This window comes from Stenotrophomonas sp. 22385 (assembly GCF_052045085.1).
Classification (GTDB): domain Bacteria; phylum Pseudomonadota; class Gammaproteobacteria; order Xanthomonadales; family Xanthomonadaceae; genus Stenotrophomonas.
On record NZ_JBQEOG010000007.1, the window covers coordinates 253,043 to 274,289 of the forward strand.

Here is a 21,247-nt window from a genome sequence, read left to right on the forward strand (position 1 = left end):
TCAGCAGATCCTAGGGGTTGCGGCTGCCGTAATGCGACCTAATAGGGGGATCGCCAGCCTAACGAGATTGTCCGAATCAATTTTGAAGAAATTTGCATCCTCTGCAGTCCTGAGCATTTCCAAAGAGGATATGCCTGACGAGTTCAACCCGGCCTTGTCATAAGATCTTGAGAATTCTGCTATTTCGCAGCGCTCATGGACACCATAACTTATGACGAACATACGCATGGCTTTATACACCGACCAGAGCCATGGATTTGACGACTTGCCTGTCTCGCTCATTGCGTCTGCAGCTGCCTCGAGGAAAAACTGATACTCTGTATTAAGAGCAACATCCTGGTGTGAAAGATCCTCCTCAAAGTATTGCTCTAGCATCTTTGCATCGAACCTAATATCGCTAACTCTAACCCTTCTTGCTATAAGCCAATCGACCATCGATACAATCATGTTCACTGTTAGAAATGGATGTCCGGCGGTCTCCTGAAACAGCTTGTCCGCGAAACCAGCAGTGAATCCAAATCTCTCAGATATGACTTTAGCAAGAAGATCGACAAACTCGCCGGTTGTTGATCCAGTGGCATGCCTAAACAGAGGGAATGAGTCCTGGGTTACATACGCGCTTAGCTTATTCTGATCCATGAAAACAAAATGAGCGTTTGGTTGCTGCCCTACGAGTATTACCATATTTTCACGGGCGAACTCGACAATCTGATCTAGCAATGGGAAAACGATAGAGTATTTAATATCCTCTTGGCGTCGCACTGCTCCCCTTAGTCGGCCAAAAAGAGTTTCGTACTCATCGATAACAAGTACAGTCTTGGCGGCCGCGCCAGAGCCTTGTCGAACCTCGTCTATGATGTCAGTGAGGAACCTTCGACCAATTGGCTCTTCATTTTCAATGCAGTCAATGATTCGCCCGTAAAGACGCCCTGACAAATCGTCTTGCCGTAGTACTTCGCATGTCTGAACCACCGTTTCGGAGGACGCTAGTGAACCGCTTAGGTCATTACATGCCGTGGTCTTTCCGCTGCGTCTAGCGCTACACCACAATCGAACTCCATTCCTACCTTCAATCTCCTGGAGAAGGTTGCGCACGGATTTCCTAACGACGTGGAAGTACTTCGTCTGGAATGGGTTGTTAAGAGGGAATCCTCTTGCAAAATTGTACTCAAGGATAGCTTCGCGATCTCCCTCGGAAATTATGCTAAAGGCGCCGGTAAGGATTGCGCACGCTCGCTGCTCAAATTCAGATGGGGTTTGATTCCCCTCGTTCGTATCAACGATCTTCTCCTGCATTCGCTCGGCTTGAGAGGACCTGGCCACATCGGGCTTGAGGCTGCAAATAACGAGAGAAATGTCACGGCTCTCCGCTTCTCTTAGATCCGACACTGGAGGAAGTTCAGGATCCAGAAGAACGAAAACTTCTGATTTTGCCACTACTCGTTTGGCACTGGAAGAAACGCAAAGAACTTCTAGGCGCTTCTTTTCATGGAAGTACTGACTGACTTGCGGCAGTGGATGGGAACTGGTCGCGCTTTCCGCGCAGCGATCCAGGGCAAACGCCAGAGGCCGAACAAGTCGCGCGAGCGTCTGCGATATAGAGCCGCTTCCGAACTGCTCCGCAATCTGCCCCAAATCGTGCGAATCTAAAAACGTCAGATAATGGAACCAACGCACTCGACTGGACGCCAGCACTTGCGCGCCTGACTTGGACTTGAAGTTGCATGCAATGAAGCCTGACAGAATGCCGGCGAGCAGCCTTGAGGTCGCACGGCGCAGCGCAACTCGACGTTCTCCCTTCGCCTCCTTAATCGCACCACCAGAGTAGAACTCTACGGCGAGGTCGGCAAATCGCTGAACCCCAGAGAGTGCTGTCACATGGGCCGAATCCTCCCCTCTTCGCTGCCCTACAACCTTGTAAGTAAAACCTTTCTCAAAAATTTCCTTCGAGTGAGCGGCGACTGCGGATTGAAACGCCAACATCGCCTCGTCCTGAAGCTTGGGAGCAAGGTTAAGCATAATCTCAACACTATTCCCAACCCACTCCCTGTAGTAGGTAGGCCATTGGAAAATGTGGAACTCCGATAGATCATGCAGTTCTTCGACAACCTCTGCTTTCCACCTATCCGCAGCCTCATGCTCATCCGCTGTCGGCATGGCGTTGCTGTCTTGTTCTTGGCTTGATTCCAGTAGCAATGCCAGGGCAGACTGCAAGCGCCTCCTTCTCTTAGGTAGGAAATTGCCAATGCTGGCTTCAAGCTGGGGCAGCCATTTCTGCAGATTTGCCGATCCCAGCGTCTGCATGAGCTCATTAAGCTGCTCCTCCGCTCCCCGCGGATTTGACTCTCGCTCCTTGTCAATCGTGTCAAGGAGCTCTATCACTGAAGCCATTTCCCCTCCGATCCCTGAATGCTAATAAGCGCAGATTGATATCTTGTCAGTGCGCCGATGTTCTATCAAGATGCCTTCGGCTTTCGCCGTCTAGTATTCGCAGTGGTCGAATTAAATTGCCCAGAGATTTGCAGGCAGTCACCAGTCATGTAGCGCGTACTACTTGCAGAACTCTATCCGCGTCAGCTCCACTTGGAACTGCGTCGCCGTTTTCGGTTGCAAGAGATCTCGATGTACTGGACGACTTCGGCGTGTGCCTCGTCGTGATTGCCACAGATCCTCGCTTGATCGACTATGGCCTCACTAGCAGGGAGAAGTCCATCGCTGCATTGTCAGTGCAATTTCTTCGTCTACTCCCGCTCCAGGCGACGTCGTGCTCGCGCACGAAGCTCTACTAGTCTTCGCTGATGAACTGGGTTCGCTGGTTTTGATGAAGCTGACATCCGATGCTTGGCTTGCGGCGGTACACTATTGCAGATAGGACATGCAGGATCAGACCGTTTTGTCGGGTCGGCCGGGTTGCCACTCCTGTAGTCCTGCGTCATCTCGTCAATTGCTCCGTTTGGCCGCCTTTACGACCACTGATAGTCCATCGGTTGCCGGAGAAGGTGCGCGGGTATTCATGGAGCCTACCCGCGCCTGCGGTCGGCAATGGTCGGTCAGTGCAACGCTAGAGCGGGAAGAATCCGCGCCGGCCGCTCGCTTTTCCAGAGCCAACGAACTCCGTATGACTCAAGCGCGACAGAACGTCTGGCGGTGGCTCCTCGTTTTCTAGAACAATGACCTGGCCTGGTTCCTTGCGATCAGCGAGCCAGGCGTAGAGTCGATCTTTCACAGAGGGGTCCAGCGCTTCCTCAGGATCTTGACTCCCGTGTTTGGGATCCTTGTATGTAACCACCGGTGAGTCGATTGCGACTATCCCCAAATGTGGATGACCTAGCTCTAACGCTCGCTCCATCATTGCCACAACCATGGCGGTTAGGAATATTCCGCGCTTGCCTTTTCCGTAGGAAACTCTCTGCCGATTGTTAATGAAGAGATCCGCATGGCTTTCGTCGAAGTGTACGGCGTGCACCATGGGCACGTGCCATTCCGACAGGAGTGCTGAGACTCTCTGGCAAAGAGCACTGGCGCTTGCAGACACGTCCCGAGAAATTGTTTGCTTTCTGCGCTTCGTCTTTTCTTTCACTTCACTGAGGCGTTGCTCTATCGAGTCAATACGGTCATAACTGCGCAACGCCACTGTGAGTTCCGCCCGCCGCTCCGTAAGTGCACCTAGGTGATCGCGATTACCACCTCGTGGTGCTAAGCCAATCAAGTTCGCTTGATTGCGAAGATTTCCCGATGCCTCCTGAGCTAAGGCATTAACGCTTGCCTCCAACAGTTCAATGTCGTCGCCAACGTCTCGGAGCGCGACCATCAGGCCGTCTCTAAGCGAAGTGATTTTTGAAAGCTCCGCGTTAGCCGCGCGCCGGATCAGTTCGGTATGCTCGCCGAGGTCGTGGCTGAATTGATGCGTGATATCCGATTTGCACAGCGGGCAGGGGCGCGCCTCGAAGGTTGCCGCGACTCCCGTTGCGGTGATGAGGGAGGTCAGGCGATGGCCATCGTTCTCGTACTTTTCGTCAAGAAGCCTAAATCTATCTTGGGTCTCGCGCCCGCGCGTCAACTCCGTCATCGCAGCGTGTAGTTGCGCATCGATTACCACGTGCTGCTCTTTGAGCTTTGCCAATTCTTCTTCGTTGGTGCGCAAGAACGCGTCAACGCCCTCAATCTCACTAGTGACGCGTTCCAAGCCGTCCTCGCAATCAGCTCGACTCAAGCCGTCCGGAACACTGGATCTCAGTGATTTCAGTTCGTCTTCGAGTGCTTGTAAGTGACCTTTTGCGATATTTCTGGCATCAGTCTTGACAGCAAGATCGGCCCCAGAGTCGTCCGCGCCTGTCAGAACTAGCGAGACGGTCGCGCGATTGCGCATCTTGAAAACGTTGTCCTTCCCCTCCAGGGGTACCCTATCCAGCGTCCGTATTTCGTCAAATACGCTCAGCCGCCGCATATCGCTGGCAGCCACGTTACCGAGCACTCCGCTCTTAGTGAGGATCCGCTTGCCCGTAGCTGCGCTCCATTGAACAACTAGCGGGCCGATGGTGTGGGCAATTGGAGACGTTGCCGTTGGAGGCAAATTATGAAACCCGGCATGCACTGCTTCGTTTCCAGTGAGGAGGTCCCGAAACAGCGTGAACCGTGAGTCCGGTGCGACTTCTACCTGGAGCGCAGCTCGCGTGTAACCTTCCGACAGGCCGACGTTGAGTGGCTTCTCATCGCTACCGAGGCAGTACGCAATGCATGACGCGATGTAAGATTTGCCTGTATCTGTCGGGCCGAAAACCAAATGTGATGCGCCGTCTAGGTTCAGCTCCGCGTTCGGCTTGGTGGGCCCAGTGAGTATCAATCTGTGTAAAGAAAGCCTTGTCATCATCTGCCGTCCGTGGAAATAAAGTGCGCGCTCCAGAGCGAGCCACGGACGCCAAGAAGCGCCTCCAACTCAGCGTCGCTTAAGCTCCCAAGCTCGCTGGCGACCCAAGCGCAGCGCTGGCGCAGGGCGCGGTTGTACGGACCAGCTAGCAGGTCGATCAGTGCCGGCCCGCTCTCGCCGATACCATAACGGATGCCATCGCTAGTGGCCTTGGCGTCCACGAAAGCCCTGCCCGCCATCAATAGCAGGCCGGCCTCAATAGTCTCTCTCCTGCTTGCATACTCAACGCCACGCAGAGGAACCGGAGTGTGCAAGCTCTCAGGTCCGCCGACATCGGCGCTGTAGATGACGGCGTAGTCCAGATACAGCAATGTCTGGAGGTCGGGCTTACGGGGATGAAGTGCATGGAGAAGGTAAACCATGCGGATTCCTAGCTCAAACGGGGTGTTGAAGACCTGGGAGCTATTCTTCATCGGTGTCTGCCCAGTCTAAACGTGCCAAGTTCACCAGATGGTGGCATGTTCCCTGTAAGTCGCCTGCCTGCAATCGATAGTGCAAGGGATTATTATTGATTTGTAGCGAATTGGCAGTGAGCAGTGTTTGGGTCAGGCGTGCCCAAGAGCCATCATGTGGAGCATAGGCCACTCCAGCGACACCTACCTCCACATCATCCAATAACGCATCAAATGCTCCAGGGAGCTTGTCGCGACTGAACCGGTTGAGTCCCTCGGCGCTGTAGAACAGGCGGCGTTGTGCCGCAAAATGCCTGAGATAGGCTTTCGGAATGCATTCGATGGAGGCGATGGTTAGACCTGTCCGCTCCTGGTACACACTCAGAAGTGCCTGGAGATATCGGTCCTCCATAGGGTCAGGTGTATCAGGCGTTTCAGGATTGGGCTCGCGCGTATGCAATACTCCGAAATGTTGCCAATGTTCGGAGGCATTGCGTGCGTGGATCTCTAACAGTTCATCGGGAGTCCGTCTTGCAAAAATTTCGAACGGGAAATCGATAAGAAATTTCTGTATGGCAGAATCCCATGGCCGTTTAAACGGCCCGAAGTCTCCATTCTTGCGCTCCCAGTCGTCCATTACCCACTTTCTCATCCCATCGGGATCTAGAAGGTGGTCCTGCAGGGTAGCCCCAACCTTGAGCGCGCATAAGTAATATCGACGCGGGCGGCTGTAGGCGCCGTCGAGCACATGCGATAGAAACTTGGCGACTTCGCCGATGAAGTCACTGGGCGAGAGCGTGCTGCCGTAATATTTGGCTTGGTAAAGATCCCAAGAGTCTTCAGACGGCGGCAAGGTCCTGTAGCCACAAACATCTCGGCCTTTATCGTTAGCTCCCCCAAGCCTGATGACTTGGGAATACTCGCCCTCTTTCTCAAGTTGGCGCGCGCAGCGCACTATGAATGCTTCCCATTGAACATCGTCCATGAGCAGCAGGCGCTCCTGAGGAGTGGGGCTCGCAGGCCCGGAATGATAGTTAGGAGTAGTCCCCACGTCCCTGCCAGCCTGCTAGTGTCCGGAATAGCTGATGTGCTGGAGCATATCTCAAAGCACGCAAGGCATGTGAGCAATAGCTATCGCCGCGAGCCGATGTAATCTCTTGGGCTGAATCGAGCTCTACTCCGTAATCACGGGCGGATCTAAAGCAGTGGCAACTACAGTATCTGGTGTCCCCGCCGATCGTGCGGTCGCTGCCGGCAGCGGTGTTCAGACTAATCCGGCACCATGCATAGACGTGCAACTGCCCCTTACGCCTAGAAATCAGCTTGAACGGGCGATGATACTCGATCATGAATACGTACTGCGCCCTTGCGGCTTGGCAAATTGCGCGGAAGCTTTTCGGAGAGTGTCTCCTCGGCTGCCCGCCTGAGCTTGCCCTTCCGCTGTTGATGGAAACGGAGGGCTGCGGATTTGGTGCCCGTGCATGCAAGAAAGTCAGCAGGTGTCGCGAAGTCTTAGCTCCCGAGCCAGCTGCGCCCAGGTGGCAACGTGCTGGCTCGCCGACTCAACCGCATCGCGCTTGAAGCGGGCACTGACCCTCCTACGCTTTAAATTGGCATGATCCACATCGGCGTCCATGCAGTTGTCCGTAAGAGCGGGCTCGACCAATCTACTCACAAAGATGAACAAAACTATGCATATTGCTTTGAAACCTGCGGAGCTATCAGTCTCAAAAGAATAGGTGTTCTCGCCGCACCGATCTCAATGCGATTTCACGTGTTACAGTCTCAAATGTTACGCGGGCACGTCGCGACGTACAGATATATCCATAAAAATCAGATCGATACGTCTCCTGAAACGCTTTTGGAGCTGCATAACCCTTGACAATGACGGCCGCCGCGTTGTGCAGCAGTGCTCGCCGTACCACCTCCCGTGGGTACACGGTGGCCGTGTCGATGGTGCCGGTGAACAGCTCTTCATACGCCAGGGTGCGGTTGCGGGTGTCCATGAACAGCGCGGCGAAGACTTCCTGCGGCCGCGCGCGCAACCGCAGCTTGAAGTAGCGCCCGGCCGAGCCGGGGTCACACACGCTGTCGCCTCGCTCCAGGTCGGACAGCAGATGGCGGCTGGCCAGCTCCAGCGCGGCAACCAGCTTGCAGGCGCGCGCGGGGCCTAGAGCAGGCAGCTTCCTCAGCTTGCTGGCATCCATGTCCATCAGCCTGCGCAGCGGACCATTGTCTTCGAGCAGGCGGCGTGCACTTTGCACAGCATCCAGGCCATTACACCCGCTGCCTATGAACAGAGCCAGCAATTCTGAATCGGATAGGGCCTTGGGGCCCAGCTTGAGCAGCTTCTCCCGCGGACGGTCGTGCTCGGGCCAATGTTTGATTGCCATTCGGCCAGTGTCGGCTTTCGGGCAAGCGGAGGGCATAGGAAACTGCCGCGTGACCTGGTGGGGAAGGACAACTGCTATAACCTGCGCTTCAACAACTGCCTTCAGCGGAGTTCTGATGGGTTACTGGAAGCGATTCGCCCTCGCATGGTTCGGCACCTTCCTGATCTTCACGCTTTACACCCTCGCCGCGAACGGGCGCCCCTCCTCCACTGAGGATCTGGGCTTGATGTTGCTTGTAGTTGCGGGGCTTGCACTGGCCACGGGCTCAGCCGCGGCGGCGTTGGTCCGGAAGAACGACGCCATCATGGTGTTGGTCTCACAGGTCCTGATCATCGCCGTCGTAGGAGCGATCTGGAACAGGTGATCGCTTCCCGCCGCGCGGGAGGTCAGCAAGGTGGTAACGATTGCAACAGATCTATTGCAGATCACTCTGGATGATCGCGCTCCTTTTGCCGCTGCACCTCTTTATGCGTCTGAACCAGACTCCACGCCCCGAACCCAAGGGCGACAAGTGCAATCACTACGGTTGAGGCGACGAGGATTTCTGTCATGGAACGCGCTCCGAACGATTCAGGTCAATCTTTGAAATGCGAGTGAACAGCATGTAGCTGAGACCGAGCGAGGCGAGGGCGATGATCGCTACGCAGTACATGATTGCTTGACGGTCAACCGAGTCGCCTCCAACCAAGGTCAAGCAAAGAAGAACGCCATGAACGGCGATCAAGCAGGCAGACATACCGTTCTGAGCTGTCTTCCAAGACCGATCAGCATCGACAAGGTGTTCGATCTCGTTGATATTCGAGATGAGCAGGACGAGGCCAAATGCGATGAAATCCTGCGGCGCAAAAGGCTCGATGCTTCCTTCCTTGGTTACCAACCAGACAAGGAACCTGGAGAAGATGGGGAACAGTCCGATGAGGACGGTGTACGCAAGCCATTTGCTCTTGACCGTCTGCATCTCCTGCTCCCGGCGTCGATTCTGCGTTGAACCTTGAGGATGCGAAGTCTATGGCCGGAAAACGGCTGAAGTTGAATAGCTCGTCTCAGTTTTGGAAGTATCTATGGATCGAATACACCCAATGTCGGTACTGGCGTAGTTGCGCGGGTAGGCAACGACAACAGGCTCGCAGTGGCCTCGCAGTTCAAGCATGCCGCCGGCCTCGATCAATGCTTCCAGCCCGCTGGAAGGATCAGGCGGACAACTTGAAATAGCGGGAAGTCATGCCCCCCACCGCTTCCGCCACGGCCTCGATGCCGGGCTGTTGCTCGGGAGACATGGGCATGACGATCTCCTCTCGGCAGACAAGGTCATCTCCATCAAGCTGCGCGTAGCTGACACGCAGGCTCCCCCAGGTCACGATGTCCGGCTGCACCGTCACCACCCCGCTGCGGCTGATCCAGTCCTTGGTCTTGGACAGGCGCAGCGTGCGTAGCGCATCGGTGTAATCGGCGTACAGCAGGTTTACCGGATTGACCGGGTGGCTGCCGCTGGCCAGGTGTTCGAACAACGCTTTGTTATATGCGCAGAACCAAGCAGGGCGCTGCCATGCGTCAGGGTGGTTCATCTCCTGGCGCGCGCGGTCCCACGACGCGCCCTGCGCGGCACCTTTCGGCTTGGCCTGCCTCCTGGGAGGCTTGCTGGTGCGGCTGCTGGTGGCCAGTGCCGCGACATGTGCTTCGAACTCCGTGCCCTTGAATCGTCGTACATCCGCTTTCAGGAGCCTGCCCTGATCGGCAAGCGCTTCGGCCACCACCGCCGCCACGTCGACACTGCCGGCGTTCAACGCCAGCGTAAGCGGCGTGCGGCCGCGCTCGTTGGCAGCGGCCGGGTCCAGGCCCCATTCAATCAACAGCCGGGCAACGGCTACCGGCTCGCCCATCCGGTGCCATGTGGTGGAGATGCCGCCGCGGCTGGCCTTAAGCCCGTCCACGTCGCCGGCCGCATACATCAGCGCAGTGGAACCGGCGGGATTGACCACGTGCACGTTGGCGCCGCGCTCTGCCAGGAATCGCAGCAGCGGCGTACTGCCCAGGTACGCGCCGATCAACACGGGTGTGTACATCTGCCGGTGGTCCATGGCTTCAATGCTGGCACCGGCCTGCAGCAGCGCGTCGATGGCGTCGAAGATGCAGCCCATCTCCGCCGGATCCGCATCCGCATCGAACGCGGAGTTCCACACTTCGCCGCGCATGTCGCGCAGGCCGAGCACGGTACAGATCGGCGAATCCTTGGTCAGGCGGGGGTTCGCGCCGGCGGCGAGGAGCCGCCGCAGTTTCTCCAGGGCCCACGCGGCTGGGCTGAAGATCAAGTCGCGGCAGGTAATCGAAAGGGGCGTGGCGCCACGGCCGGCCGCCTTGTTGGGGTCTGCCCCCGCCGCCAGCAACAGGGAGATCAGCGCCAGGTGCGCATCAATGCGCCGCGCAATCGTAGCCTCGTCCGGACCGTCGTGGTGAAGCAGGCTGTTGTTGCACACCCAGTACAGGGCGCGCTCGTTATGGCGCAGCCGGATGCGGTCGGGATGCACGCCGGCACGAACGTGTCGTTCGATCTCCGCGAACGCGTCCTCGCAGGTGAGGGAGGTGTCCAATACAACAGGGGAAGACGAGGTGGCCACAGGCAGTTCACGATCGTTGATCTACTGCGATCAATGCTAGCAATGGCGACGCGCGCTGCACTGGACAAGTTGTCAACTCGCTTGGACACCTATGCCAGTGTGGCGCGATAGATTCCGAACACGGTCAGCGCAATCAGTACCCAGGTGATCAGTCCGGCGATGGCGCAGGTATTCTCCGAAGGCTCCTTCTTCGGCGCCAGCACACTCATGACCATGTAGCCGGTTCCCAAGATGATGGTGTGGAACAGCAGGTCGACGAACATCCAGCCAAAAAACCGGGCAATGCCGCCGAGCAGGCTTCCCGCAATTTCTTCAACAGGCATCGTGATCTTTCCTTGTCACGCGTCAGAACTGACCTGCTTGGGTGATTCCCCGTCCCCCGGTAGGCCGCCAAGGCTAGATCTTCGCATGCCGCAAGGTCCAGCTGCCCCACCAGACGCACTCGGCGGCCTTCATGACCAAAAACCCACTCCTTATGCCCCTGGGGCATCAGCCCCGCACACCCCATCGGGTAAGCTAATCGCCTCGGTTCGACAGGAAATTCGCAGGTGGCTGACTCCCCCCAGGCTTCCCCGGCGCAGGCGCGCCCGCTGGCAGGCCAGAAGCTGTTGTTGTGCGTGGGTGGCGGCATCGCGGCCTACAAGTCGCTGGAACTGGTGCGCCGCCTGCGCGACGCCGGGGCCCAGGTGCAGGTTGCCATGACCGCCGGGGCCCAGCAGTTCGTCACCCCGCTGAGCTTCCAGGCCCTGTCCGGCCAGCCCACCCGCACCACTTTGTGGGACAGCGCGGCCGAACAGGCCATGGGGCATATCGAGCTGGCCCGCTGGGCCGACCGCATCATCGTCGCCCCGGCTACGGCCGACCTGCTGGCCCGGCTGGCCAACGGCCATGCCGATGACCTGGTCACCACCCTGTGCCTGGCCACCACCGCGCCGCTCACCGTGTGCCCGGCCATGAACCACCGCATGTGGCTGCACCCGGCCACCCAGGCCAACATCAGCCTGCTGCGCGAACGCGGCGCCCAGGTGGTCGGCCCGGAAGACGGCCCGCTGGCCGAAGGCGAATCCGGCCCGGGCCGGCTGAGCGAACCGCACGCCATCGTGGCCGCGCTGGCCGCCGTGCAGGGCCCGGTCGACGCGGCCGAATCCCCCCAGGAGCTGAAAGGCCTGCGCGTGGTGATCAGCGCCGGCCCCACCTATGAAGACCTGGACCCGGTGCGCTACGTGGGCAATCGCAGCAGCGGCAAGATGGGCTATGCGCTGGCCGCCGCCGCCGTGCGCCAGGGTGCGCAGGTGGTGCTGGTCAGCGGCCCGGTGCACCTGGCCACCCCGCCCGGGGTGCAACGGGTGGATGTGCGCTCGGCCGCGCAGATGCGCAGCGCCGTGCTGGATGCGCTGCCGGCCGACATCTACATAGGTGCCGCCGCCGTCTCCGACTACACCCCGCGCCAGGTGGCCCCGCAGAAGCTGAAGAAGACCGCCGGCACCCAGACCCTCACCCTGGAGCTGGTGCGTACCCAGGACATCCTGGCCGAAGTGGCCCAGCAGACCAACGCACTGAAGCTCGTAGTCGGCTTTGCCGCCGAAACCCACGATGTGGAGAAGTACGCGCGCGGCAAGCTGGTCGACAAGCGGCTGGATCTGGTGATCGCCAATCAGGTGGGCATCACAAACGGCGGCTTCGAAAGCGACGAAAATGCAGCCACCGCCTATTGGCAGGGCGGAGAGCAGGCGTTCCCCGGTACCACCAAGGCGCTGTTGGCCGAACAACTGTTGTCCCTGATTGCCCAGAGGTTGCACGCATGACCCAAGCCCCGTCCCTGCACGCACTGCAGGTGAAGCTGCTCGATCCCCGCTTCGGCGATACCTGGCCCCTGCCGGCCTACGCCACCGAAGCCAGCGCCGGCATGGACCTGCGCGCCGCGCTGGAAACCGAGCTGACCCTGCAGCCGGGGGATACGGCGCTGATTCCCAGCGGTATCGCCATCCATATCGAAGACCCCCACCTGTGCGCGGTGGTGCTGCCGCGCTCCGGGCTGGGCCACCGCCACGGCATCGTGCTGGGCAACGGCACCGGCCTGATCGATGCCGATTATCAGGGCCCGCTGCTGATCAGCGCCTGGAACCGCGGTCGCGAGGCGTTCACGCTGCAACCGGGTGACCGCATCGCACAACTGGTTGTGCTGCCCATTGCACGCGTCGGCCTGCAGGTAGTGGATACTTTCAACGACAGCGCCAGGGGAACGGGTGGATTCGGCCATACCGGGGTGCGCTGACAGGGGGAACATCAATGAGCAAGGCAACGGCGGAAGGACAGCCGCGATTGACAAGCAAGCGTAATGGTCTGTTGCTGGTGGGGTTGTTGACCCTGCTTGCAGCGTGGTTTGCCTGGAGCGGGGTGCGGCAATGGCGGCAGGCCTCGGTAGGGCAGGCGCTGGAACAGTCCCGCGACGAGATCGTGCAGGGCGTGGATGCCGCGCTAAAGGGGCAGGGCACCCAGCTGCGCAACCTGGTGAAGAGCGAACGGGTCACTACCGCCCTGGCTGCCGGCGATGCCGATGCCACCGCGCTGGCCGTGCGTGAAGGCTGGCCGGGCACCGAAGACGTGCAGGTGCTCAGCGCAGACCTGGACCAGGCCTATGCCGATCCGAAGGCCTTTGGGTATGCCCGTCTGGGCCTGCTGGAAGCTGCCATCGCCGGCGACACCGTGGTCGCGCGCGTGGTGCGCGACGCCGGTGGCCAGCGTCTTGGCCTTGCCGTGCCGGTGCAGCTGGGCAGCGCGGGCCCGGCCGTGATCTACGTACGCCAGCCGTTGCTGCGCCTGACCGGCACCTTTGACCAGGTGCGCGTGCCCTCCGCGGGCTACCTGGCACTGCGCCAGGGCAGCCACAACATCATCGAGCAGGGCGACAGCAGCCTTTCCGAGGCAGCGGAAGGCCTGGCCCGGCCGATCGGCAAGAGCGGCCTGCGCCTGGCCGCCGCCGTGCCGGATATCGAGCCGGGCCCGCTGGGCCTGGGCGCGATTCCGTCCCTCATCGTGGCGGTGCTGTTGCTGGCCATTGCCGGCATGCTGCAGTTCGGCAAGGGCCGCGTGCCGCTGCCGCGCCGCCGTACCACCGCCAGTGAGGCCGACCATGGCCCCACCCTGCGCGAAAGCCTGGTGCAGGAACCGTTGCTGGAACCCGCCGTGGCGTCAGGTGCGGGCGTGGCGCCGCCGCCGCCGCTGCCGAGCGGCCCCGGCCATGAGGTGCCGGACGGCATCTTCCGCGCTTACGACATCCGCGGCGTGATCGGCCGCGAACTCACCCCGCAGGTGGCGGTGCTGATCGGTCAGGCCATCGGCTCGGTGCTGCAGGTGCAGGGGCTGCGCGACATCGTGGTCGGTCGCGATGGCCGCCTGTCCGGCCCGGAACTGAGCGCCAGCCTGATTGAAGGCCTGCGCCGCGCCGGCTGCGATGTCGTCGACATCGGCTTGGCCCCCACTCCGGTGGTGTACTTCGCCAGCTACCACCTGCGCGCGGGCAGCTGCGTGGCGGTCACCGGCAGCCACAACCCGCCCGACTACAACGGCTTCAAGATCGTGGTCGGCGGCGAGACGCTCTCCGGCGATGCCATCACCGAGCTGTACCAGCGTATCCGCGATGGCCAGCTGCATGTGGCGGCCACGCCGGGCAGCCTGCAGCAGCGCGATGTCAACGCCGATTACATCCAGCGCATTGCCGATGACGTGCAGCTGGACCGCCCGATCAAGGTGGTCGCCGATGCCGGCAACGGTGTGGCCGGCGAACTGGCGCAGCCGCTGCTGGAGGCCATCGGTGCCGAAGTCATACCGCTGTACTGCGATGTGGATGGTACGTTCCCCAACCACCACCCCGACCCGAGCGACCCGGAAAACCTGGAAGACCTCATCCAGACCGTGAAGCGCTTCGACGCGGATATCGGCCTGGCCTTCGATGGCGATGGCGACCGTCTGGGCGTCGTCACCCGCGAAGGCAGAATCATCTACGCCGACCGCCTGCTGATGCTGTTCGCGGCCGATGTGCTGCAGCGCAATCCCGGCGCGCTGGTGATCTACGACGTGAAGTGCAGCGGCAAGCTGTCGGACTACGTGCTGCGCAACGGCGGCAGCCCGATGATGTGGAAAACCGGGCATTCGCTGATCAAGGCCAGGATGCGCGAAACCGATGCCGAACTGGCCGGTGAGATGAGCGGGCACTTCTTCTTCAAGGAGCGCTGGTTCGGTTTCGATGATGGCTTGTATGCCGCCTCGCGCCTGCTGGAGATCCTGGCCCAGCGCGACGAGACGCCGTCCGAAGTGCTCGATGAGCTGCCCGACAGCGTGTCCACCCCGGAGCTGAAGGTGCCGGTGGAGTCGGGCACTCCGCATGCGCTGGTGTCGATGTTCGTGTCGGCCGCGCAGGTGGAGGATTCGCCGTTCGCCGGTGCGCGCCTGTCCACCATCGATGGCCTGCGTGCGGACTTCCCGGATGGCTGGGGCCTGCTGCGCGCCTCCAACACCACCCCGGTGCTGGTGCTGCGTTTCGAAGGCAATGACACCGCCGCGCTGGAGCGCATCAAGACCCTGTTCCGCGAACAGCTGCAGCCGCTGCTGCCGGGTGTCGAACTGGGGTTCTAAAAGGAGTACCGACCAACGGTCGGTACCTGCCGGCGACCTGCAGGTCGCTGGTAGGGTCGCATCCTGATCGACTTCCATGGAATTGCCAACGTCCGGTAATGGCATGACCCGGAACGAAGAACGCGTTTCGACGGAATCCACGTCGTCACCGCGCCGATCAACGTCATCGGCGGTCGATCGGGATCCGACCCTACCGCGTGATGCGATGTCGGGGTTTCAGCCTTTGAACCGTAAACCCACGCCGGGTTCGGTGAACAGGTAACGCGAATCCAGCGCGGAATCGCCCAGCTTGTGGCGCAGCTTGCCCACCAGGATGCGCAGGTAGTGGGTGTCGTGCTGGTGGGTGGGGCCCCAGATCTCGGCCAGGATCTGCGGCTGGGTCACCACCCGGCCGGCGTTGCGCAGCAGCAGCGACAGCAACGCATACTCCTTGCGGGTCAGCGCCACCGGCGCGCCGTCCAGGTGCACCTCGCGGCGCACCAGGTCGATATGCAGGTGGCCGTCATCGAACTGCGGCAGCACTCCATCGGCCGATACCGTGCGCGTGCGCAGCAGCGCACGCACCCGTGCCATGAGTTCCTGCGTGCCGAACGGTTTGGTCACGTAGTCGTTGGCGCCGTTGTCCAGCGCCAGCACCTTCTCGGTTTCGCTGGCACGCACCGTCAGCATGATCACCGGCACCTGGCTCCACTGGCGCAGCTCGGCCAGCACCTGGTGGCCTTCCATGTCTGGCAGGCCGATATCCAGAATCACCAGATCGGCGCCTTCGCCCACCAGCTGTTCCAGCCCGGCCTGCCCGGTCGCGGCCTGCAGCACACGGTAGCCCTGCGCGCGCAGGCTGATGTCCAGGAAGCGGCGGATCTGCGCTTCATCGTCGATCACCAGCACGCGCGCGGGCGGCACGCCAGGGGAGTTTTCAGGAATCGTCGGGGTCATCGGCCGGGTGGGGTTGCAGCAGGGGGAGCGTGATGCGGATCAGGGTACCGCGTCCATCGCGGCCCGGCAGCGCCTGCACGTTGCCGCCATGCGCGCCGATCATGCCCTGGCAGATGGTCAGGCCCAGCCCGGTGCCATGCCGGCCACGGTCGCCGCGCTCCACGCTGTAGAACATGTCGAAGATGCGCGCGCGTTCGTCATCGGGAATGCCAGGGCCGGCGTCGAGCACGTCGATGCGCAGTTCGCCGTCCACCAGCCGCGCCTGGACGTCCACCGCCGCGCCGGGCGGGGAGAACTTGGCCGCGTTTTCCATCACGTTGAACACCGCCTGTTCCACCAGCGCCGGATGCACCCAGATCGGGCCCAGCGTGCTCGGGATATCCAGCTGCAGCCGCACATCGGGCTGGTAGCGCTGCAGGCGGCGCGCGGCCGATCCGACCAGCTCGTCCACGCCGATCCAGTCGCGGTTGATCTGCAACCCCTCGTGGCCCAGCCGGGTCATGTCCAGCAGGTTCTGGATGTAGCGGTCCAGCCGCTCGCCTTCCACCAGGATGGTATCGAGCAGCGCACGGCGGTCGCTGGCATCCATCGCCTCGGCATAGCTGGAGAGGCTGTCGGCCGAGCCGATCATCGCTGCCAGCGGCGAACGCAGGTCGTGCGAGACCGATGACAACAGCGCCGAACGCAGCCGCTCGGTCTCGTTGCTCACGTGCGCCTTTTCCAGGTCGGCCACCAGCCGCGTGCGCAACGCGGCCTGCGCGATGTCATCCACCATCGCTTCGGCCAGCTGGCGCTGTTCAGGGGTCAGGCGCGGCGCGCTGCGCGGGAAGCGCATGCCGGCCACGCCGATGCTGCGCTCGTCGCCATCCAGCAGGGGCAGGAACCACCATTCCGCACCGGCCAGCGTATCGGTGAAGCGGCCGCTGGGCTGCCCGTGGCGGTGCGCCCAGTCGGCCGCCGCCAGGTCGGTGTCGCCCGGTGCTGCGCTGCCGCTGGTGCTGGTGTCGGCGCCGATGCGCAGCCAGGCCGGTGCATCCAGCGCCTGTTCCAGCGCTTCGCGGCCGGCCTGTGCCACGTCCTCGTTGCTCGCCGCGCGGGTCAGCTGCCCGCCCAGCACCTGGCGTGCGTTGGCGTGGCGGTTGGCCGCGCGCAACGCCACCACCTGCATGCGCAGGCGCGAAGCCAGCCGCCCGGCCACCAGCGCCGCCACCAGGAACAGAAACACGGTGATCACACCCTGGCGCGCGCTGATCGCGAAGGTGAAGCGGGGTGCAATGAAGAAGAAGTTGTAGGCCAGGAAGCACAACGCCGCGGCCATCACCGCCGCACTGGTGCGGCTGCGCGCGGCCACCACCACCACCGCGACGATGAACACCATCGACAGGTCGTACAGGCCTACCCAGCGCTCGGCGACCACCGCCACCAGGCATGCCAGCGCGGTGGCCACCAGCGCCAGCACGGTATCGCGGCCCGTGCTCAACGTCGGCATCGACAGCCCATGGCGGCGCGCCCGCGCGCGCGCCTGCGGGGTGCCGATGATGGTGATTTCAAAATGCGCGCCGCGCTGGATCAGCTGCTGGGTCAGCGTGCGGTTGAGCATGCGCGCGAACGGGCGCTCGCGGGTACGGCCCAGCACCAGGGTGGACACCCCGTTGTGGGCGGCGTGGTCGAGCAGGGCATCTGCAATGCTGGGCCCGTGCAGCAACTCCGCCTCGCCGCCAAGCCGCCGCGCCAGTGCGAACGCCGCGTCGATCTCGCGGCGGGTGCTGTCGTCTTCACGGCGGCGCTGCACGGTCACCACCGTCCACGGTGCATCGCGGCGCTCGGCGATGCGCCGGCCCACGCGCACCAGATACTCGCTCTGGCCACCGCCATCGATCGCCACCAGCACCCGTCGGCGCAGCGGCAGGTTGCCTTCCCCGCGTGCGGCGCGGGTTTCGCGCAGGCTGTTGTCGACCCGGTCGGCCGCTTCCTGCATGGCCAGCTCACGCAGCGCGGTCAGGTTGGCCGGCGAGAAGAACGCCTGCAGCGCCTGCGCCGCCTGTTCGGGCACGTACACCTTGCCCTGCTGCAGGCGCTCGATCAGTTCGCGCGGCGGCAGGTCCACCAGCACGATGTCGTGCAGGCGGTCCAGCACCGCATCGGGCACGGTTTCGCTGACCCGCACCCCGGTGATGCGCATCACCACGTCGTTGAGGCTTTCCAGGTGCTGGATGTTGAGCGTGGTCCAGACGTCGATGCCCGCGTCCAGCAGCTCCATCACATCCTGCCAGCGCCGCTCGTGGCGGCTGCCCGGCACGTTGCGGTGGGCCAGCTCATCCACCAGCACCAGCGCCGGCCGGCGCGCCAGCACCGCATCCAGGTCCATTTCCTGCAGCGCATGCTGCTGGTACTCGCGCTGCAGCAGCGGCACCTGCGGCAGGCCATCCAGCAGCGCCGAGGTCTCGGCGCGGCCGTGGGTTTCCACCAGCCCCACCACCACGTCCACGCCGCGGCGCAGCTGCTCGTGCGCGCGGCCGAGCATGCTGTAGGTCTTGCCCACGCCAGGGGCGGCACCGAGGAATACGGTGAGCTTGCCGCCGGCCTCGCGCTGCAGGCTTTCCACCAATGCGTCGGCCTGTCGGGTGCGGGAGTCGGTCATGGGGATGGATTGTGCACCGGCTGGCTTGCATCCAGGGCCATGTTCAACGTCATCACGTTCACCCGCGGCTGGCCGAACACGCCCCACTGCGGGCCCTGCGTGTGCGCCTGGACCAGAGCCTGCACCTGTTCCACGCCCAGGCCGCGCGTGGCCGCCACGCGCTTCACCTGGATAGCCGCCGCCGCCGGCGACAGCTCCGGGTCCATGCCCGCGCCGGACTGGGTGACCAGGTCACCCGGCACGTCGGCCACGGCGATGCCTTCGCGCAGGGCCACCGCGCGAGTGGCCTCGGTGACGCGTTCCTGCAGGGCCGGGTTGCTGCGCGCCAGGTTGCTGCCGGCGGCGGCCATCGGGTCGTAGCTGGCCGCCGACGGCCGCGCCTGGAAGTAGCCATCGCCCACGAACGGCTGCGCCACCAGCTGCGAGCCGCGCACCTGGCCGTGGTGCAGCAGCAGGCTGCCCTGTGCCTGGGCCGGGAACAGCGCCGCGCCAACGCCGGTGGCAGCCAGCGCATAGGCCAGGCCCAGCACGAGCAGGCTGGCCACGCCCAGCCCGATCGCCGGGCGCAGCGCGCCGGAGTGCTGGAGCGAAAGGACAGCGGCGGCGCGCGCACGCGCCGGGCGGGACAACGAAGCAGCAGCGGAGCGGTTCATGCGCCAAATACCTGGAAGAGGAGGAGGTCGATCAGCTTGATGGCCGCAAACGGCAGCAACACGCCGCCCAGCCCGTACACCAGCATGTTCCGGCGCAGCAGGGCGGTTGCCGTGGCCGGGCGGAAACGCACGCCGCGCAGCGCAAGCGGAATCAGCGCCGGAATCACCAGTGCGTTGAAGATCAGCGCAGCCAGCACCGCGTTGCGCGGGCTGGACAGGTGCATCACGTTCAACGTGGCCATGGCCGGCAGGGTGGCGGCAAACAGCGCCGGCAGGATCGCGAAATACTTGGAAACATCGTTGGCCAGCGAAAAGGTGGTCAGCGCACCGCGCGTGATCAGCTGCTGCTTGCCCACTTCCACCACTGCAAGCAGCTTGGTGGGGTCTGAATCCAGGTCCACCATGTTGCCGGCCTCCTTGGCCGCCTGCGTGCCCGAGTTCATGGCCAGACCGATGTCGGCCTGGGCCAGCGCCGGGGCATCGTTGGTGCCATCCCCCACCATCGCCACCAGCCGGCCCCCCGCCTGTTCGGCGCGGATGCGGGCCAGCTTGTCTTCCGGGCGCGCCTCGGCAATGTAGTCGTCCACGCCGGCCTCGGCCGCAATGGCCGCAGCGGTGAGCGGGTTGTCGCCGGTGATCATCACCGTGCGGATGCCCATCGCGCGCAGCTGCGCGAACTTCTCGCGCATGCCGTGCTTGACCACGTCACTCAGCTCGATCACGCCCAGTACGTGGCGGCCTTCGCACACCACCAGTGGGGTGGCGCCGTTGCGCGCCACCTGTTCCACCCTCCCGGCCAGCTCGGCCGGCACGGTGCCGCCCAGCTCGCGCACATGGGCGGTGATCGCATCGGCCGCGCCCTTGCGGATGCGCCGCCCGCCATCCAGGTCCACGCCGGACATGCGGGTCTGTGCGCTGAAGGCGAAGTATTCCGCCTTGTCAGGTTCGCTCGTGGTGCAGCCTTGTTCGCGTGCCAGGCGCACCACCGACTTGCCTTCCGGGGTCGGGTCGGCCAGCGACGACAACAGCGCCGCTTCGCGCAGCTGCGAGGCTTCAATGCCGGCCAATGCATGGAACTGGGTCGCCTGGCGGTCGCCGTGGGTGATGGTGCCGGTCTTGTCCAGCAGCAGCACGTCCACATCGCCGGCCACTTCCACTGCCTTGCCCGATTTGGCCAGGATGTTGGCGGCCAGCGCACGGTTCATGCCGGCGATGCCGATGGCCGGCAGCAGCCCACCGATGGTGGTCGGAATCAGGCACACCAGCAGCGCGATCAGCAGCAGCGGGTCGACCTTCACCCCGACGAAGGCGCCGATGGCAGGCAGTGTTGCCACCACCACCAGGAAGGTCAGCGTCATCGCGGCCAGCAGCAGGGTCAGCGCCACCTCGTTCGGCGTCTTCTGCCGGTTGGCGCCCTCCACCAGCGCGATCATCCGGTCCAGGAAGCTGTGGCCCGGCTCGGCGGTGATCTTCACGATGATCTGGTCCGACAGCACCTTGGTACCGCCGATCACGCCGCTGCGGTCGGTACCGGCCTCGCGCAGCACCGGTGCCGATTCACCGGTCACCGCCGCTTCGTTGATGGTGGCCAGGCCCTGCACGATTTCGCCGTCGGCCGGCACCAGCTCGCCGGCACTGACGATCACATGGTCGCCCGGGCGCAGCTCGGCCGCCGGCACCTGGGTTTCGCTGGCCCCGGCATGGGCGGCGGCCAGCCGGCGCGCACTGAGGTCCTGGCGGGCACGCCGCAGCGAGGCGGCCTGGCCGCGGCCGCGGGCCTCGGCCACTGCTTCGGCGAAGTTGCCGAACAGTACGGTCAACAGCAGGATCGCGGTCACCGTCAGGCCGAAGCCCAGCGGCGCGTTGCCAGTCAGCGTGACCAGCAGGCTCACCAGCGTGCCCGCCATCACCACCGCCATTACCGGGCTGTGCACCAGGTGGCGCGGCGACAGTTTGATCACTGCATCGCGCAATGCCCGGCGCAGGCCAGCTGCATCGAGCAGGCGCGGGCGGCGGGAAGGAGCTGCATTCAAGGGATAGGTACTCATGGTTTCA

General features: G+C 62.7%; 17 protein-coding genes. 4 read left to right on the top strand and 13 right to left on the bottom strand.

Annotated features, from left to right (window positions below):
* The 5 genes from ACTJI4_RS14395 to ACTJI4_RS14415 form a co-directional block, all read right to left on the bottom strand.
* Positions 1-2,391, bottom strand: a complete 2,391-nt coding sequence (locus ACTJI4_RS14395) for a hypothetical protein (protein WP_440869731.1) — start codon at positions 2,389-2,391, stop codon at positions 1-3.
* 670 nt (positions 2,392-3,061) lie between these two features.
* Positions 3,062-4,462: a hypothetical protein gene (locus tag ACTJI4_RS14400; RefSeq protein ID WP_440869732.1), complete on the bottom strand. Its 1,401-nt coding sequence runs from the start codon at positions 4,460-4,462 to the stop codon at positions 3,062-3,064.
* 404 nt (positions 4,463-4,866) lie between these two features.
* Positions 4,867-5,340 carry an ABC-three component system middle component 2 gene (locus tag ACTJI4_RS14405; protein WP_440869733.1) on the bottom strand — a complete coding sequence of 158 codons (474 nt, stop codon included), beginning with the start codon at positions 5,338-5,340 and terminating at the stop codon, positions 4,867-4,869.
* Positions 5,330-6,304, bottom strand: coding sequence for an ABC-three component system protein (locus tag ACTJI4_RS14410; protein ID WP_440869734.1), 975 nt, complete (start codon positions 6,302-6,304; stop codon positions 5,330-5,332). Before ACTJI4_RS14410 ends, ACTJI4_RS14405 begins: the two co-directional genes overlap by 11 nt.
* 742 nt (positions 6,305-7,046) lie before the next feature.
* Positions 7,047-7,712, bottom strand: a complete 666-nt coding sequence (locus tag ACTJI4_RS14415) for a UPF0758 domain-containing protein (RefSeq protein ID WP_440869735.1) — start codon at positions 7,710-7,712, stop codon at positions 7,047-7,049.
* A gap of 115 nt (positions 7,713-7,827) precedes the next feature.
* On the opposite strand from ACTJI4_RS14415, the gene ACTJI4_RS14420 reads away from it, so the two are divergent.
* Positions 7,828-8,076, top strand: a complete 249-nt coding sequence (locus ACTJI4_RS14420) for a hypothetical protein (RefSeq protein WP_440869736.1) — start codon at positions 7,828-7,830, stop codon at positions 8,074-8,076.
* 61 nt (positions 8,077-8,137) lie between these two features.
* Here the strand turns inward: ACTJI4_RS14420 and ACTJI4_RS14425 are convergent, their stop codons facing one another.
* The 4 genes from ACTJI4_RS14425 to ACTJI4_RS14440 form a co-directional block, all read right to left on the bottom strand.
* Entirely contained in the window at positions 8,138-8,263 is a 126-nt protein-coding gene (locus ACTJI4_RS14425; RefSeq protein WP_314106279.1) for a hypothetical protein, read from the bottom strand.
* Positions 8,260-8,670, bottom strand: coding sequence for a hypothetical protein (locus ACTJI4_RS14430; protein WP_440869737.1), 411 nt, complete (start codon positions 8,668-8,670; stop codon positions 8,260-8,262). Before ACTJI4_RS14430 ends, ACTJI4_RS14425 begins: the two co-directional genes overlap by 4 nt.
* 232 nt (positions 8,671-8,902) lie before the next feature.
* A complete protein-coding gene (locus ACTJI4_RS14435) occupies positions 8,903-10,300 on the bottom strand; it encodes an ankyrin repeat domain-containing protein (RefSeq protein ID WP_440869738.1) in 1,398 nt (465 codons plus the stop codon).
* 116 nt (positions 10,301-10,416) lie between these two features.
* Positions 10,417-10,650 (bottom strand): hypothetical protein, encoded by a 234-nt coding sequence (locus ACTJI4_RS14440; RefSeq protein ID WP_440869739.1) that lies wholly within the window; start codon positions 10,648-10,650, stop codon positions 10,417-10,419.
* Between the two features lie 225 nt (positions 10,651-10,875).
* On the opposite strand from ACTJI4_RS14440, the gene coaBC reads away from it, so the two are divergent.
* The 3 genes from coaBC to ACTJI4_RS14455 are packed head-to-tail and all read left to right on the top strand — an operon-like array spanning position 10,876 to position 14,962.
* Positions 10,876-12,132 (top strand): bifunctional phosphopantothenoylcysteine decarboxylase/phosphopantothenate--cysteine ligase CoaBC, encoded by a 1,257-nt coding sequence (coaBC, locus tag ACTJI4_RS14445; RefSeq protein ID WP_392924320.1) that lies wholly within the window; start codon positions 10,876-10,878, stop codon positions 12,130-12,132.
* A complete protein-coding gene (gene dut, locus ACTJI4_RS14450) occupies positions 12,129-12,602 on the top strand; it encodes a dUTP diphosphatase (protein ID WP_440869740.1) in 474 nt (157 codons plus the stop codon). Before coaBC ends, dut begins: the two co-directional genes overlap by 4 nt.
* A gap of 14 nt (positions 12,603-12,616) precedes the next feature.
* Positions 12,617-14,962: a phosphomannomutase/phosphoglucomutase gene (locus ACTJI4_RS14455; RefSeq protein ID WP_440869741.1), complete on the top strand. Its 2,346-nt coding sequence runs from the start codon at positions 12,617-12,619 to the stop codon at positions 14,960-14,962.
* A gap of 216 nt (positions 14,963-15,178) precedes the next feature.
* On the opposite strand, the gene ACTJI4_RS14460 is transcribed toward ACTJI4_RS14455, so the two are convergent.
* The 4 genes from ACTJI4_RS14460 to kdpB are packed head-to-tail and all read right to left on the bottom strand — an operon-like array spanning position 15,179 to position 21,240.
* A complete protein-coding gene (locus ACTJI4_RS14460; RefSeq protein ID WP_440869742.1) occupies positions 15,179-15,898 on the bottom strand; it encodes a response regulator transcription factor in 720 nt (239 codons plus the stop codon).
* On the bottom strand, positions 15,879-18,539 hold the full coding sequence (locus tag ACTJI4_RS14465) for an ATP-binding protein (protein ID WP_440869743.1): 2,661 nt from the start codon (positions 18,537-18,539) through the stop codon (positions 15,879-15,881). The genes ACTJI4_RS14460 and ACTJI4_RS14465 overlap by 20 nt, the downstream gene beginning before the upstream one ends.
* Positions 18,536-19,192, bottom strand: coding sequence for a potassium-transporting ATPase subunit KdpC (gene kdpC / locus ACTJI4_RS14470; RefSeq protein WP_440869744.1), 657 nt, complete (start codon positions 19,190-19,192; stop codon positions 18,536-18,538). The genes ACTJI4_RS14465 and kdpC overlap by 4 nt, the downstream gene beginning before the upstream one ends.
* On the bottom strand, positions 19,189-21,240 hold the full coding sequence (kdpB, locus tag ACTJI4_RS14475) for a potassium-transporting ATPase subunit KdpB (RefSeq protein ID WP_440869745.1): 2,052 nt from the start codon (positions 21,238-21,240) through the stop codon (positions 19,189-19,191). Before kdpB ends, kdpC begins: the two co-directional genes overlap by 4 nt.
* Positions 21,241-21,247 lie beyond the last annotated feature (7 nt).

Excerpts from the sequence above, each read along its gene's own strand:
- ACTJI4_RS14455 (WP_440869741.1), top strand. The coding sequence starts at position 12,617 with ATGAGCAAGGCAACGGCGGAAGGACAGCCGCGATTGACAAGCAAGCGT.
- ACTJI4_RS14460 (WP_440869742.1), bottom strand. The coding sequence starts at position 15,898 with ATGACCCCGACGATTCCTGAAAACTCCCCTGGCGTGCCGCCCGCGCGC.
- ACTJI4_RS14410 (WP_440869734.1), bottom strand. The coding sequence starts at position 6,304 with ATGGACGATGTTCAATGGGAAGCATTCATAGTGCGCTGCGCGCGCCAA.
- ACTJI4_RS14420 (WP_440869736.1), top strand. The coding sequence starts at position 7,828 with ATGGGTTACTGGAAGCGATTCGCCCTCGCATGGTTCGGCACCTTCCTG.
- ACTJI4_RS14395 (WP_440869731.1), bottom strand. The coding sequence starts at position 2,391 with ATGGCTTCAGTGATAGAGCTCCTTGACACGATTGACAAGGAGCGAGAG.
- dut (WP_440869740.1), top strand. The coding sequence starts at position 12,129 with ATGACCCAAGCCCCGTCCCTGCACGCACTGCAGGTGAAGCTGCTCGAT.
- kdpB (WP_440869745.1), bottom strand. The coding sequence starts at position 21,240 with ATGAGTACCTATCCCTTGAATGCAGCTCCTTCCCGCCGCCCGCGCCTG.
- ACTJI4_RS14440 (WP_440869739.1), bottom strand. The coding sequence starts at position 10,650 with ATGCCTGTTGAAGAAATTGCGGGAAGCCTGCTCGGCGGCATTGCCCGG.
- ACTJI4_RS14430 (WP_440869737.1), bottom strand. The coding sequence starts at position 8,670 with ATGCAGACGGTCAAGAGCAAATGGCTTGCGTACACCGTCCTCATCGGA.
- kdpC (WP_440869744.1), bottom strand. The coding sequence starts at position 19,192 with ATGAACCGCTCCGCTGCTGCTTCGTTGTCCCGCCCGGCGCGTGCGCGC.
- ACTJI4_RS14425 (WP_314106279.1), bottom strand. The coding sequence starts at position 8,263 with ATGACAGAAATCCTCGTCGCCTCAACCGTAGTGATTGCACTTGTCGCC.
- ACTJI4_RS14405 (WP_440869733.1), bottom strand. The coding sequence starts at position 5,340 with ATGAAGAATAGCTCCCAGGTCTTCAACACCCCGTTTGAGCTAGGAATC.
- ACTJI4_RS14415 (WP_440869735.1), bottom strand. The coding sequence starts at position 7,712 with ATGGCAATCAAACATTGGCCCGAGCACGACCGTCCGCGGGAGAAGCTG.
- ACTJI4_RS14465 (WP_440869743.1), bottom strand. The coding sequence starts at position 18,539 with ATGACCGACTCCCGCACCCGACAGGCCGACGCATTGGTGGAAAGCCTG.